A 14,786-nucleotide genomic window follows, 5' to 3' on the forward strand; every position below is an offset into this window, starting at 1 on the left:
TACCGTGAAAGGCCAGACAAAATATGCGTCTGGAGTGGTTGCGGAACAATAAAATTGTATTTTGTTTGTATATAATACAATAGAACGGCGACCACGTCGTGGATGTTTTCATGGATGCCTGTATGAAGAACGAGTTCAATTCCCTGCACGTCACGCTGGCGCACCGCCTGCTGGATTACGTGCGGGCCGGTCATCTGCAGGCCGGGCATCACCTGACCGAACAATCGCTGGCTCAGGCGCTGGGCGCTTCCCGTTCGCCCGTGCGCGGCGCGCTGGCTTACCTGGCCGAAAAAGGCGTGGTGGGCCCGCAGCCGCCGCGACGCGGCCTGTTCCTGCTGAAGGGTGCGGACGAACTGGGCGTGGTGGAACAGGAACTGGGCGCCAGCCAGGACGACGAGGCCTATCTTCAGCTGGCGCGCGACAAGCTTTCGGGCCTGTGGGGCGACACGCTCTCGGAAAACGACGCCATGCGCCGCTACGGGCTGACGCGCGAGCGCCTGCGCCGCATCCTGGCGCGCGCGGCCAACGAAGGCTGGATGGAGCAGCGCGCGAGCAAGGGCTGGTCCTTTCTGCCCATGATAGACGGCCCCCAGGCCTGCGAAGAGAGCTACGCGCTGCGGCAGCTGCTGGAGCCCGCCGCCATGCTGCTGCCCGGCTTTGCCATCGATACCGCCGTGCTGCGGCGGGTGCGGCGCCAGCAGCAGGCCCTGGCCGAGGGCGGCTGGCGCCATGCCGGCCATGCCGAGATGTACCAGGCCAACGCCACGTTCCATGAGGCGCTGGCGTCCCTGTCCGGCAACCGCTTCATCGCCCAGACGGTCACGCGCCAGAATCAGTTGCGGCGCCTGCTGGAATATCAGGAGACCATAGACAGGCAGCGCATCCGCCGCCAGTGTCTGGAGCACCTGGCCATTCTGGACCTGCTGGAGCAGGGCGAGCGCGCCCGCGCCGCCGAACTGCTGGCGCGCCACCTGGGCAATGCCAGCCATGAAAAAGTGCAGCAGCTGCAGCGCGCCGCACACCCATCTTCTCTTTTCAACACAACGGCGCAAGCCAAGCACCAGGAATGACGATGAAACAGAAATCCCTTCCCGCCGTATTCATGCGCGGCGGCACCAGCAAGGCGCTGATGCTGCACGCCCGCGACCTGCCGGCCAATCGCGATGACTGGACGCCGCTGTTCGCCGCAGCCATGGGCTCGCCCGATCCTTATGGGCGCCAGCTTGACGGCATGGGCGGAGGCGTGTCTTCGCTGTCCAAGGTGTGCATCATCGGGCCGTCCAGCCATCCCGACGCCGATGTGGACTATACCTTCGCGCAGGTGTCCATCAAGGAGCAGAAGGTGGACTACCGCGGCAATTGCGGCAATATGAGCTCGGCCGTCGGGCCCTTCGCCGTGGAAGAGGGGCTGGTGCAGGTCGAGGACGGCGAGGCCTGCGTGCGCATCTTCAACACCAATACGCAGAAAATCATCCACGCCCGCTTCACGGTGGAGGATGGCCAGCCGCGCTACGACGGCGATCTGGCCATTCCCGGCGTGGGCGGGACTGGCTCGCCCATACGCCTGGATTTCGTCGAGCCGGGCGGGGCGTCCACGGGCGCGCTGCTGCCGACCGGGCAGGTTTCCGAATGGCTGGACGTGCCCGGCGTGGGCCGCATCGAGGTCTCGCTGGTGGATGCGGCCAACGCAGCCGTGTTCGTGCGCGCCGCCGATGTGGGCCTGACGGGGCTGGAGCTGCCGGACTGGCTGGAGTCGCAGCCGCAGATCCTGGAGCGCCTGGACGCCATCCGGGTGCAGGCCTCGGTGCGCATGGGCATTGCTCCGGACGAAGATGCCGCGCGCCAGATCCGCATCGTGCCTTTTGTCTGCATCGTGGCGCCGGCCCAGGAAAGTCCCACCCTGTCCGGCGAAACCATCTGCGCCGGTGACATAGATCTGGTGGCGCGCGTGATATCCAATGGCCAGCCGCATCGGGCCTTGCCGCTGACCATTTCGCTGTGCACCGCCGTGGCTGCGCGCATGCAGGGCAGCCTGCCTGCGCAATGCCTGTCCGCGTCGGTGGCGCCGCAGGGGCCGCTGCGTCTGGGCATGCCGTCGGGCGTGCTCACGGTGGGCGCGGAAGTGGACCGCCAGGACGGCCAGTGGCATGCGCGCGCCGGTTCTTTCTACCGCACGGCGCGGCGCCTCTTCGATGGCCGCCTCTGGGTGCCCGGCCAGGCCTTGGAGGGTTGACTCCCCTTTGATGGACTGATCAGCTGGCCCGCAAGGACTGCGAGGGATTGCAGCCGAAGCGGGCCTTGTAGTCGGCGCAGAAACGGCCCAGATGGCCGAAGCCGAAGCGCAAGGCCACGTCGCTGACCAGTGTCCCGGGCGGCGCGGCCTGCAGGGCGGCATGCGCCGCTTCCAGCCGGATCTGCTTGAGGAACTGCATGGGGCTCTGGCCGCGTTCGTCCCGGAAAGCCTGCGTCAGGCTGCGCACGCTGACGCAGGCCGCGCCAGCAATCTGTTCCAGCGTCAGGGCCTCGTCCAGATGGGTCCGCATGAAATCCTCGGCGCGCTGCACGCGGCGCGAGCCCGCCGGCGCGCAGCCCAGCCGCAATTGCTGGCTGTAGTTGCCCGGCTGGGTATGAAACAAGTGCAGCAGCAGATTGTCCTCCACCTGGCGCAGCCAGCCGTCCAGTTCGCCCGGCGGCTGGGCGCCGTAGGCCAGCAGGCTGCCCACCTGATGCTGCCAGGCGCGCCCCTGGGGCGAGTCCAGCGCCAGCGTGGCGGCAAATTCGATAGGCCGCTCCAGGTTCAGGCCCAGGTAGCGGCGGGCCACCTCTTCCAGCCGCACGCGCGGGATCTTGATCAGGAATTGTTCGCAGCCCTGTTCCCAGTCCAGCTCCAGAGGCAGGGAAGGGGAGATGACGCCGGCCGTATGAGGGTCGGCGCGCACCAGCTCGCGGCCGACCCGTATGCAGGAGCGTCCCTGGATGGGCACCTGGAACAGCAGGAAATCTTCCAGCGCGCCCGGCGAAACCTGCACGGCGGCGCCATATTTGAGCAGCACGAAGGAAAAGCTGTGGCTTTTCGCGTAACGCAGCGAAGCGTCCACCTGACCGCCATTCCAGGTCAGGCGGTGCTCGGTCAGCACGCCGGCGGTCTCGCTGCGTGTCTGGTCCGGGCAGCGTGATTGGAAGCGCGGTGCGCTGCGCTGCAGGGGCGTCAGCCCCGACATGAACCACGCCTGCATGATGTCTCTCCTAATTTCTGCCGGATCCGGATAAGGCTTGCTGTTTCCGGATAGCCCGAAGGCCCGTCCCTGGCCTAATGTATTTCAAACTTAAAACAGTAAGTCCTGTCGATGGCACGTTATCAGATCGGGGCGGAGCTGTGAATTGACGTCTTTACTTAGCACCTTCTACGAAAGACAGAGGACGGAGACAAGCATGAACAAGCGATTGGCGAGCTGTATGACCGCTGTGGCCCTGGCGGCGGCCAGTTCCACGGCCTGGGGGCAGGATGTGTTCAAGGTCGGCCTGCTGACCACCTTGTCGGGGCCGGGCGCGGCCATCGGCTCGGAGATCCGCGACGGCTTCGAGCTGGGCGTCAAGCACGCCGACGGCAAGCTGGGCGGGATCGAGACCGCGGTGACGGTGGTCGACGACCAGCAGAAACCCATGGAAGGCCGGCAGGCCGTCGAGCGCCTGATCAAGCGCGACAAGGTGGACGTGATCACCGGCATGGCGTTTTCCAACGTGCTGCTGCCCGTGATGCCCACCATCCTGGGCAGCGACACGATCTATATTTCGGCCAACACCGGTCCGGCGGACTACGCCGGCGAGCGCTGCAACCCGAATTTCTTCGCCGTGTCCTGGCAGAACGAGGACATCCCGGCCGCCATGGGCAAATACGTGACCGACAAGGCGCACAAGAAGGTCTACCTGATCGCGCCCAACTATCCGGGCGGGCGCGAATCCATCGAGGGCTTCAAGCGCACCTTCAAGGGCGACATCGCCGATGAAGTCTACGTGAAGCTGGGCCAGGTGGATTTTGCCGCCGAGCTGGCCCAGATGCGGGCCTCGGGCGCGGATGCGGTGTTCTTCTTCCTGCCCGGCGGCATGGGCGTGGCCTTCATCAAGCAGCTGGTCAACTCCGGCCTGTCCAGCCAGATGGCGGTCTACACGCCGGGTTTCTCGGCCGACCAGGACACGATCGCCGCCATCGGCGATTCCATGCAGGGCATGGCCAACGCCGCGCAATGGTCGCCGGATCTGGACAACGCCGCCAACCAGCGCTTCGTGAAGGATTTCCAGCAGGCCTATGGCCGCCTGCCCTCCATGTACGCGGCCCAGGGCTATGACGCCGCCCGCCTGCTGGACGGCGCCCTGAAGGCCGATCCCAAGGCGGTCCACGACCGCGAGGCCTTGCGCCAGGCGCTGCGCCGCGCGCCGTTCGAGTCCGTGCGCGGAGCCTTCGCCTTCAACAACAACCAGTATCCGGTGCAGACCTACTACATGCGCGAAGTGGCTCCCAATGCGCAGGGCCAGATGAGCAACAAGATCGTGTCCACCGTTTTCGAGCAATTCCAGGATCATTTTGTGCCGCAGTGCAAGATGGACAGCAACAAGAAGGGCGCCTGACGGGCGCCCGGCAGCAAGGAGGCAATCATGAGCTATAGCAACGAAGCCCTGGCCGCGCTGGTCCGTGAGGACAGCGTGCACAAATCGGTCTATACCGATCCCGAGATCTTCCGCCTGGAGATGGAGCGCATCTACGGCCGCGCCTGGATCTATGTAGGCCACGAAAGCCAGGTCCCCAACCCCGGCGACTATCACACCACCTCGCTGGGCGGCCAGGACGTGATCATGGTGCGCGGCAGCGACAAGAACGTGTACGTGCTGTACAACCGCTGCCCGCACAAGGGCGCCAAGGTCGTGGCCGAGGGCTGCGGCAATACGGGCAAGTTCTTCCGCTGCCCCTACCATGCCTGGACTTTCAAGCTGGACGGCCAGCATCTGGCCGCGCCCATGAAGAACGGCTTCGAGGGCACCTGTTTCGATCCCAAGCATCCGGACTTCTCCATGCGCCGCGTGGCGCGGGTGGAGAGCTATCGCGGCTTCGTGTTCGCCAACCAGAGCGCCGAGGGCCCGGGCCTGAAGGAGTTCCTGGGCCATGTGATCACTTCCATCGACAATCTGTGCGACCGCTCGCCCGTGGGCGAGGTGGAAGTGGCGGGCGGCACCTTCAAGGTCTGGCAGCCCTCCAACTGGAAGGTGTTCTACGAGAACCTGCACGACACCATGCATGCCAACGTGACGCATGAGTCGTCCTACACGGCGGCGCGCGAGCAGGCGCAGGACTACGGCTCCATGCCCCTGGAGCTGCACATCATGGACGGCAACGGCGAGCCTTACGGCTTCTGGGAGAAGCTGGACCTGTACGCCTTCGAGAACGGCCACGGCTATATGGAAGGCATCTTCAATCCCGGCGCCATCGAGACCGACCCGGTGTCCAAGGCCCACTATGAATCGCTGAAAGAAGCCTATGGCGAGGAAAAGGCGCTGAACATCCTGGGCCAGAACCGCCACAACACCATCATCTACGGCAGCGGCTCGCCGCACACCGTGTTCCAGCAGTTCCGCGTGATCCGTCCCGTGGCCGTGGACCGCACTCATGTCGAGATCCAGTTGTTCCGCCTGAAGGGCGCCCCCGAGGAAATCTACAAGCGCGGCCTGATGTACGCCAACCTGATCAACTCGCCCTCGTCCAACGTGATGCCGGACGACATCGAGGTGTATGGCCGCTGCCAGGAAGGCAATCTGACCCGAGGCGGCGAGTGGATCAGCATGCACCGCTACAACGGCACGGACAAGGCCATCGAAGGCGGCATGGTGGCCACCAACGGCACCAGCGAATTGCCCATGCGCAATCAGTTCCGCGCCTGGAAAAAGTTCATGACTGCTTGACCGAGGAGACCTGCCATGTTGTTTGATATTGATTTTGATGTGGGCGTGGACCGTGTAACGCCCGTGAGCCTGAGCCAGGACGCCATCCGCGGGGTGGAGCAGTACATCTACCGGGAAGCGCGCCTGCTGGACGAGCGCCGCTGGCAGGAGTGGCTGGACCTGTGGACCGAGGACGGCATGTACTGGATCCCGCACAGCTTCGACCAGACCAGTCCCTATGAGCACATTTCGCTATGCTGGGAGAACAAGCTGCTGCGCGAGCTGCGCATCCGCCGCCTGGAGAACAGCCGCAACTGGTCGCAGCAGCCTGTCACCCAGTCCTGCCGCGTGGTCAGCAATGTGATGATAGACGGCACGGATCCGGACGGCTATCTGGTGGTGCGTTCCGCCTTCCATTGCATGGAGTGGCGCGGCAAGGAGCAGGTGCACCGGGTCGGCTCGCTGATCCACAAGCTGCAGGCCCGGGAGGACGGCGGCTGGAAGCTGCGCATGAAGCAGGTCAATCTGGTGGACCGCGATGCGGTGCACGGCGCCATCCAGGTGTACATCTGATGAGCGCGCCGAGCCGCACGGCCCTGCTGGCCCTGCACTACCAGAACGATGTGCTGCATGCGGACGGCCGCATCCGGGTCGGCCTGACGGCCGACAGCCCGCTGCGCCAGCAGGTCATCGCGGCGGCCGGCAGGCTGCTGGCGCAGGCCCGCGCGCGCGGCGTGCCGGTGGTGCACGTGCGGGTCGGCTACCGGCCCGACTACGCCGATCTGCTCACCAACGCCCCCATCCTGCGCAATGTGCAGCGCATCGGGGCCATGCAGGCCGGCAGCTGGGGCGCGGACTTCTACGAAGGGTTGGAACCCTTGCCGCAGGAGTTCGAGGTGCACCACACGCGCATCAACGCCTTCTTCGGTTCGCAGCTGGAGCCGGTGGTCCGGCGTCTGGGCGCGGACCGGCTGGTGGTGGCCGGCGTGGCCACGCATTCGGTCGTGGAAAGCACGGTGCGGCACGCCGTCGACATGGGGTTCGAAGTGGCCGTGGCCGCCACGGCCTGCGCGGCGCCGCCCGGCACGCATGAAGCCTCGCTGGCCAGCATGGGCCTGATCGCCCATATCGACCAGCAGGAAGATTGGGATACGGTATTCGGCGGCTGAGGCCGCCGGCAGGGGGAAGAATGGAACAGGATTTTTCAGTCAATCTGCAGGGCAAGGTCGCCATCGTGACCGGCTCCACCCAGGGGCTGGGCGCGGATATCGCGCTGGCCCTGTGCGCGGCCGGGGCCTGGGTGCTGATCGTGGGGCGGGGCCAGGATGAAGGGCGCGCCACCGAGGCGCGCCTGCAGGCCGTGGGCCGGGCGCGTTTCATGGCGGCCGACATCCGCGACGACGCGCAGCTGGACGCCTGCGTGCAGGCCGCCCTGGAGCAGACCGGGCGCATCGACATCCTGGTCAACAACGCCTGCAGCTACGGCGACGAGGGCCTGGCTTCCAGCCGGGCGCTGTGGCACGAGACGCTGGACGTGAACCTGGTGTCGGGCGCGATCCTCGCGCAGAAGGTCAGCCCGCACATGGAGCGGGGCGGGGTTATCATCAATATGGGCAGCACGGGCGGCAAGTTCGGCGTGGCCGGCCGGGCTTTGTACCCGGCCTCCAAGGCGGCCATCCTGCAGTTGACCAAGAGCCTGGCGGTGGAGCTCGCGCCGGCGGGCATCCGCGTGCTGGCGGTCTCGCCCGCCTGGACCTGGTCGCCTGCCGTGGAGCGCATGAGCGGCGGCTCGCGCGAGCAGGCCGACCAGGTGGGCGCGCAGGTGCACCCGCTGGGCCGCGTGGGCTCGGGCTCGGAAGTGGCCCAGGCGGTGCTGTTCGCCGTGTCCGGCGCGGCTTCCTGGATGACGGGCGTGGACCTGCCGGTGGACGGCGGCTTTTCCGTGCTGGGGCCGGAGCAGGGGCGCTCGCCCCGCCACTGGTTCCAGGTCTGGGCGCAGAAACAGGCTTCCTGATCCGCCGCGAAATGCGGTACAAGATGCGTTGGCCGCCCAGGGGGCGGCAAGAACAAGGATGGTGGGATGACAAGCGAGACAATAAAAAACAACGAGCGGCATGCTGTCGTGGTGGTGGGCAGCGGCATCAATTCCCTGGTCTGCGCGGCCTTGCTGGCCCAGCGCGGCAAGCGGGTGCTGGTGCTGGAGCGCAACGACAGGGCGGGGGGCTGCATACGCACCGAGGAGCTGTTTCCCGGTTTCACGCATGAAGTGTTCTCGTCCTGGTATCCGCTGTTCACCTCGGGCGCGGCCTATGCGCGCTTGAAGGACGACCTGGCGGCCCAGGGCGTGGAGTTCCTGGACAATGGCTATACCACGGGGGTGGTGGGCAGCGACGGGCGGGGCCTGGCCCTGCGCAATGACGTGGGCGACGCCGTGCAGCGCATCAACGCCTTTGCCGCGGGCGACGGCGCCGCCTTCGGACAGATGGCCAGCCAGTTGTTCGAGCGCGACGCCGCACTGACCTTCGGCCTGCTGGGATCCGAGCCCTACAGCCGCGGCCTGCTGGGCCTGCTGTTCTCCCAGTGGCGCAAGCGCCGCCTGGACGGCCTGATGCAATATGGCCGCGAATCCCTGGAGTCCTTCCGTCGCTGGGCCGAACGCGAAGTCAAGGATGATCGCGTGCGCGGCATGATGGCGCCCTGGGTGCTGCACTCCGGGCTGGGGCCGGACGACGCCTGCTCGGCGCTGATCGGCAAGCTGACCTTCGCGGCGGTGGTGGCCGGCGGCATGCCGGTGGTCAAGGGCGGCGGCCGGAACCTGGTGCGCGCCCTGTGCGCCCTGGTCGAGAAGGCCGGCGGACGCGTCCAGCTCAATACGGAGGTCGAGGAAATCGTGCTGGACGGACAGAAGGCGCGCGGCGTGCGCGCCGGCGGCCGGCTGTATGAAGCCACCGAGGCCGTGGTGTGCAATGTCACGCCGCCCCAGCTTTACGGTCGCCTGCTGCCGGGCGCGCCCGAGCCGGTGCGCGAGCAGGCGCAGGCCTATCGTTTCGGACGCGGCGACATGCAGATCCACATCGCCCTGGACGGCATGCCCAACTGGAGCGATCCGGAATTGCTGAAAGTGCCTTTGCTGCATTTGTCCGACAGCCTGGAGGATGTCAGCATGAGCGTGGCCCAGGCCAACAATGGCCTGATCCCGGCCAAGCCCACGGTGGCCATCGGCCAGCCATGCGCCGTGGATCCTGGGCGCGCGCCGCAGGGCAAGTGGATTCTGTGGATGCAGATGCAGGACATGCCCTCGCGCCTGCGCGGCGATGCGGCCGGCAAGATCGCCGTGCCGGAAGACGGGCAATGGAACGAGGCGGTGCGCGAGGCCGTGTGCGAGCGCATCGTCGACCAGCTGGAGGCTATCCTGCCGGGCTTGCGCCGGCAGATCATCGGCATCAAGGCCCTGTCGCCGGCCGACCTGGAAAGAGCCAACTGCAACCTGGTGGGGGGAGACCCTTATTCAGGCGTGTGCTCGCCCGACCAGTTCTTCTGGATGCGTCCCTTCGCCAGCAGCCAGGGCGCGCGCTCGCACCGCACCCCCTACAAGAACGTCTACCACATCGGCGCCTCCACCCACCCCGGCCCCGGCCTGGCGGGAGCCTCGGGCTTCATGGTGGCCGAGCAGATACGGTAGCGGCCGGCGCGCCTGACCCGTTCTTTGCAGCAATCAGATCAGCGTCCCGGGCCGGCATATTGCCGGCCCGGACGCTTTGGGGCGGGCTTTCCTGCAAAAAAGATGTGTTCCCGGTTTCACCGGGTAGCACTATGGCCGCGATTCTTGAGTATTCTGTGCATGTTTTCACGCTGCCGTGCGTGCCGGGTCCGACAGTAGGGCCGGCGCGCGGCCTTGCCGGATACCTGGAGCCATCCTGATGCAGTCCATGCGCCGCCTGGGCCTGTGCGCCCTGTTCAGCCTTTGTTTTCTTGTCCTGTTCCTGGGGGAAGCGGGCGCGCCCGCGCATGCCGCCGAGCCCGCCGCCGTCCAGGCCGAGGAGGCCGGCAAGGCGCTTGACGGTTTGCGCCAGACCTTGCAGAAAGTGCAGGGTCGGCTGCAGAAGCCGGATGATCTGACTGATTCCGATCTGGTCGAGTTGCGCAACAGCCTGACCGAGGCCCAGGAGCAGGCGCAGGAGATAGGCGTCCGGCTGGAGCCGGAGCTGAGCAGCGTGGAGGCGCGCCTGACCCAGCTGGGGCCGGTGGATGAGCAGGCCGGGGAGTCCGAGGACATCGCCCACCAGCGGGCCCAGCTGCAGCAGGCCCAGTCCAACCTGGACGGCCAGATCAAGCTGGCCAGGCTGATCGGGGTGGAGACCCGCCAAGGCATAGACCAGATATCCAAGCAGCGCCGGCAGATTTTCCAGGCCGAGCTGGGACGCCGCTCGCAGTCCATCCTGACGCCGCGTTTCTGGAGCAACGTCAAGCGCGACTTGCCCGGCGATCTGGGCCGGGTCGAGCGCATGGTGGGCGATCTGGAGAGACGCATGGTGGATGCGCCCGCGCGCGTATTCTGGCTGGCCGGCGCCCTGGCTCTGCTGGTGCTGGGAGTGGCGATTCTGCTGGCGCGCGGCCTGGCCGACTTCACCATCAATCACACCAAGCCCTCGCGCCTGCGGCGCTCGTTCTACGCCGCCGCCCTGATCGTGCTCTACACGCTGGCGCCCGGCCTGCTCGGCTCCGTTGCTTCCATGCTCCTGCACTGGCAGGGCGAGCTGCCCGCCGAACTGGACAGCTTCGTCTCCAAGTGCGTGTTCGCCTTGTACCTGGGCGGTTTCGTGACCGGCATGGGCCGGGTGCTGCTGGCGCCGCAGCGGCCAAGCTGGCGCCTGCCGCCCATTCCGGGCGACGTGGCCACCAAGCTGGCCTGGCTGCCCATCGCCCTGGGCGTCATGGTGACGCTCACCTGGATGTCCCAGCAGTTGCTGGGCCTGATCAATGCCACGCTCAGCGCCACCTTGCTGGTGAACAGCTTCAACACCCTGACGCTGAGCATGCTGATCGCCTTCGCCGCCTGGAACCTGACCCAGGGCCTGCGCGTCCGCCAGCCGGCGCAGGAGACCGAGGAGGGCGCCAGGCCGGAACCGGCGCCCAGGGCCAACGGCTGGTTCCGCTCCGTGCCCATGGTGCTGGGGGTAGTCATCGCCGTGGGTTTGCTGGCCTTTCTGCTGGGCTATATCGCGCTGAGCAGCCTGATCGTGCAGGAGACGCTGTGGCTGAGCATGGTGATCTGCACCTGCTACGTGCTGGTGGCCCTGGTCGGCGACATCGGCAACAGCCTGCTGCTGCAGTTCAAGGAAAAGCGCGCCGCCAACGAGCTCTCCAATTCGCAATTGCGCGCCCGCAGCCAGCTTGTGATCCTGCTGTCCGGAGCGGCGCGCCTGAGCCTGATCGTGGCGGCCGTCACGCTGGTCCTGCTGCCTTTCGGCGAGGATCCCGCCCAGTGGCTGCAGCGCCGCCTGGGATTCCTGATGACGGGATTTTCCATCGGCCAGGTGCAGATCAAGCCCGGTTCCGTGCTGGCGGCGCTGCTGGTGCTGCTGGTGGGCATCTTCGCCGTCAAGGTCCTGCAGCGCTGGATGACGAACCAGTTGCTGCCCGCCACGCGCATCGACGCCGGCATGCGTGTGTCCACGGCCAATCTCTTCAGCTATGTGGGCTATTTCGTCGTGCTGGCCATGACGATCTCATCCTTGGGCATAGGCCTGGAGCGCATGGCCTGGATCATCTCGGCCCTGTCGGTGGGCATCGGTTTCGGCTTGCAGGCGGTGGTGCAGAACTTCGTGTCCGGCCTGATCCTGCTGGCCGAGCGGCCCATCAAGGTGGGCGACTGGGTCAGCCTGAACGGCGTGGAAGGCAATGTGCGCAAGATCAATGCGCGCGCCACCGAGATCGAGATGTTCGACCGCTCCACCCTGATCGTGCCCAATTCGGAATTCATCACCAAGCCCGTGCGCAACGTCACCCTGACCAATCCGCTGGGCGTGGTCAACGTCAAGATCAACATGCCCATCGACACGGATGCCAAACGGGTGCGCGATATCATGATGGAGGCCATGCAGGACCACCCCGACGTCCTGGAGGATCCGGCCCCGGGCGTGACCCTGGACGGATTCGACGCCAATGGCCTGGCGTTCACGGCCAGCAGTTTCGTGTCTTCGCCGCGCCTTTCGGCCAAGACGCGCAGCTCGCTGATGTTCGAGATCCTGGACCGCTTGCGCCGGAACGGGCTGGTGCTGCACCATACGCAGACCATGACGGTGCTGCCCGCCACGCCCGCGGCAAGCCCGGCGGGCACGGATGGAACCCTTCCCCTTGCAGCCGACACACAATAAGTTGGTGTCTGGAATCAGGGCTGCTTACCTTACAACACGGTAAAGGTCGATATGAAGGCGTTGCGGGAAGTGTGGCTGATCGTTTTTCTATGTCTGAGTCTGTGGATGCCGGTCGCGACGCAAAGCCAGGTCGTGCCGGTGGGACCGGCCGATCGGGAACTGTTGATGCAACTGCAGCAGGCCCAGGACCGCGTGCGCCTGCTGCAATTCCGCCTGGAGGACGGCAAGGAGAAGTTGCGCCCCGAAGCCATGCGTCTGCAGGACAGCCGCCTGGCCGAGGTGCTGGACCTGTCCGCCCACGCCGTGCAGCAGCTGGAGCGGCGCAGCCAGTTCCTGCAGGCGCGCCTGCAGGAACTGGGCGAAGAAGCCGAAGATGATGCCGAGCCGGACGCGGTGCGTATCGAACGCGCCCAGTTGCAGCGAGCGGTGGCGACTTTGCAGGCCGAGCTTAAAGTGGCGCGCCTGGTTCAGGTCGAGGCCGAGCAGACTCGCCAGCTCTTGCGTGACGCGGGCCAGCGCCATGAAGATGAGCAGCTCTGGAAGCGCTCGCCGTCTCTGCTGTTCTTGGAAGGCGTGCCGCAACTGCGTCAGGCCTGGCCGTCCGATAGCCAGAAGCTGTCGGATTATGTTCAGCAATGGCGCCAGACCTTGGCCCGGTCGAGCTGGAAGCAGGGCGAAGGCTCGCTGTGGCTGGTCCTGGCCGCCTTGCTCGTGGGCGCTGTACTGCTGCGCATCTTGCCGACCCTGATCACGCGCCACGCGCCCGGCGGGCGCTTGCGGCGCTCGGGCCTGGCCATGGCCAATTTCATGGTCTGGATGGGCATGGCCTGGATCGTGGGCAAGGAAATCATGTTGTTGCTGCTGGACAGGCCCGGGCTATCGGAACCGCAGCTCAAGCTGGTCGCCTACACCCAGCTGGCGGCCTTCATGGGGGCCCTGGTGCTGGCCGCCATGAAGGCGGTCATCTTCCAGCCGCGCAGTTCCTGGCGCCTGCTGCCTTTGTCTGACCGCGGGCAACGTCGGTTGCGCTGTTTCCCCTGGTTGTTCATGCTGACGACCTACGTCGAGTTCCTGGCCGATATGTTCAGGACCACCCTGCCCATGTCCGAGATATTCCTGCTCTCGGTGGATGGCGTGGACACTGTCCTGTACCTGGTCCTGTTCGTCTACGGCCTGTGGGGGCTGCGGGCTGAACGGTTTTTGTCCGCTCAGCCGCCGACCGGTGGAAAAGGGCAGGGGCTGAGCGAACGCGGCTATTATTGGTCGCGGCTGGCGTACTACGGCGCGGCGGGAATCTACACGTTGGCGCTGCTATTGTTCCTGGGCGGCTGGCAAGGCCTTGCGGACGATCTGATCTCTCATTTCCTGACCATGATGCTGGTCTTCGGCTCCATCGGCTATCTGCTCATGGTGCTGCTGCAGGACATCTGCGACAGTTTGCTGGCCCGCCTGCGTGAGCGCAATCGCGAAGCGGATGAGAGTCAGGCGCGCGTGCAGAGCCAGGTGATCGTGGTGGTATTCGGTCTGGCGCGTGTGTCGGTACTTGCTTTGACGATCTGGATCATCAGTTCCGATTGGTTGAGCGCGCCCAAGCAGATGCTGGAGTCGGGACTGGATGTCTCGCGCGAGGTCTTGCGCCTGAGCGCGGTGCAGTGGCGCCTGGATCTGTGGCTGATCGCACTGGGCGTGATGCTGCTGGGCGTATTCGTGATCCAGGTGCTGCGCAATTGGCTGCGCCATCGCTTCATGCCCAACACCAGCCTGGAGCCGGGCTTGCAGAACGCCATCGCAAGCACGGTCAGCTATGTCGGCTATTTCGTCCTGCTGGTGGTCTGCCTGTCCATGCTGGGCGTGCCCATTGAATCCGTCACCTGGATATTCACCGCTTTGACGGTCGGTGTGGGCTTCGGGCTGCGCGGCATTGTCCAGAATTTCGCCTCCGGCCTGGTCCTGATGCTGGAACGATCCGTCAAGGTGGGCGACTGGGTGGAAGTGGACGGCAGCGAGGGCACGGTGCGCGAGATCCGCATGCGCGCCACCTATGTGGAAAAGTTTGATCGCAGCATGCTGACGGTGCCCAACGCCGACATGGTGGGCCGCCAGGTGCGCAACCTGACCTACACGCCCGCCTCCTTGGGCGCGGTGGAGGCGCGCCTGCTGCTGCCGCTGGACGTGGACGCCGATCTGGTCATGGAGCTGTTGCAGCAGGCCGTGCGCGCCCAGCCCGAGATACTGGAGGATCCGCCCGCGCAGTTGTTCTGCGACGGCATCCAGGGTGATGGGCTGGCTTTCGGCATGCGCTGCTTTCTGGCCAGCATGCATCCGCTGCGCCGCGTGCGCAGCAACCTGATGCTGGACCTGCTGCGCCGGCTGCGGGCGCATGGCATCAGCCTGCATCCGGCGCAGCGCTGGCTGGTCCAGGAAGGGGGGCGGGACGCAGAAGAGTCCGCACGCTCATGATCATGACCGCACTGATTG

General features: G+C 66.0%; 11 protein-coding genes. 10 read left to right on the forward strand and 1 reads right to left on the reverse strand.

The window, feature by feature from the left end; translation table 11 throughout:
• The first annotated feature begins 110 nt into the window (after positions 1–110).
• Entirely contained in the window at positions 111–1,070 is a 960-nt protein-coding gene (locus ACF3ND_RS06410) for an FCD domain-containing protein (RefSeq protein WP_394065243.1), read from the forward strand.
• A 2-nt stretch (positions 1,071–1,072) separates the two neighbouring features.
• Positions 1,073–2,233, forward strand: coding sequence for a 2-methylaconitate cis-trans isomerase PrpF family protein (locus ACF3ND_RS06415; protein ID WP_394065244.1), 1,161 nt, complete (start codon positions 1,073–1,075; stop codon positions 2,231–2,233).
• Positions 2,234–2,252: 19 nt separating this feature from the next.
• Here ACF3ND_RS06415 and ACF3ND_RS06420 read toward each other — a convergent pair whose 3' ends face one another.
• Positions 2,253–3,236, reverse strand: coding sequence for an AraC family transcriptional regulator (locus ACF3ND_RS06420; RefSeq protein WP_394065245.1), 984 nt, complete (start codon positions 3,234–3,236; stop codon positions 2,253–2,255).
• A 196-nt stretch (positions 3,237–3,432) separates the two neighbouring features.
• On the opposite strand from ACF3ND_RS06420, the gene ACF3ND_RS06425 reads away from it, so the two are divergent.
• The 8 genes from ACF3ND_RS06425 to ACF3ND_RS06460 all read left to right on the forward strand — a co-directional run bounded on the left by ACF3ND_RS06425 (position 3,433) and on the right by ACF3ND_RS06460 (position 14,768).
• Entirely contained in the window at positions 3,433–4,626 is a 1,194-nt protein-coding gene (locus tag ACF3ND_RS06425; RefSeq protein ID WP_394065246.1) for an ABC transporter substrate-binding protein, read from the forward strand.
• A gap of 27 nt (positions 4,627–4,653) precedes the next feature.
• Positions 4,654–5,952, forward strand: a complete 1,299-nt coding sequence (locus tag ACF3ND_RS06430; protein ID WP_394065247.1) for an aromatic ring-hydroxylating dioxygenase subunit alpha — start codon at positions 4,654–4,656, stop codon at positions 5,950–5,952.
• A gap of 15 nt (positions 5,953–5,967) precedes the next feature.
• Complete coding sequence (locus tag ACF3ND_RS06435) at positions 5,968–6,504, forward strand: aromatic-ring-hydroxylating dioxygenase subunit beta (protein ID WP_394065248.1); 537 nt, start codon at positions 5,968–5,970, stop codon at positions 6,502–6,504.
• Positions 6,504–7,100, forward strand: a complete 597-nt coding sequence (locus ACF3ND_RS06440; RefSeq protein ID WP_394065249.1) for a cysteine hydrolase family protein — start codon at positions 6,504–6,506, stop codon at positions 7,098–7,100. The genes ACF3ND_RS06435 and ACF3ND_RS06440 overlap by 1 nt, the downstream gene beginning before the upstream one ends.
• Positions 7,101–7,120: 20 nt before the next feature.
• Positions 7,121–7,945, forward strand: a complete 825-nt coding sequence (locus ACF3ND_RS06445) for an SDR family oxidoreductase (RefSeq protein WP_394065250.1) — start codon at positions 7,121–7,123, stop codon at positions 7,943–7,945.
• 66 nt (positions 7,946–8,011) lie between these two features.
• On the forward strand, positions 8,012–9,613 hold the full coding sequence (locus ACF3ND_RS06450) for a phytoene desaturase family protein (RefSeq protein ID WP_394065251.1): 1,602 nt from the start codon (positions 8,012–8,014) through the stop codon (positions 9,611–9,613).
• A gap of 238 nt (positions 9,614–9,851) precedes the next feature.
• Positions 9,852–12,308, forward strand: coding sequence for a DUF3772 domain-containing protein (locus tag ACF3ND_RS06455; RefSeq protein WP_394065252.1), 2,457 nt, complete (start codon positions 9,852–9,854; stop codon positions 12,306–12,308).
• Between the two features lie 105 nt (positions 12,309–12,413).
• Complete coding sequence (locus ACF3ND_RS06460; RefSeq protein WP_394065253.1) at positions 12,414–14,768, forward strand: mechanosensitive ion channel domain-containing protein; 2,355 nt, start codon at positions 12,414–12,416, stop codon at positions 14,766–14,768.
• Positions 14,769–14,786: the final 18 nt, after the last annotated feature.

Source organism: Alcaligenes sp. WGS1538 (assembly GCF_043187505.1).
In the GTDB taxonomy this organism is placed as follows: domain Bacteria; phylum Pseudomonadota; class Gammaproteobacteria; order Burkholderiales; family Burkholderiaceae_B; genus Alcaligenes.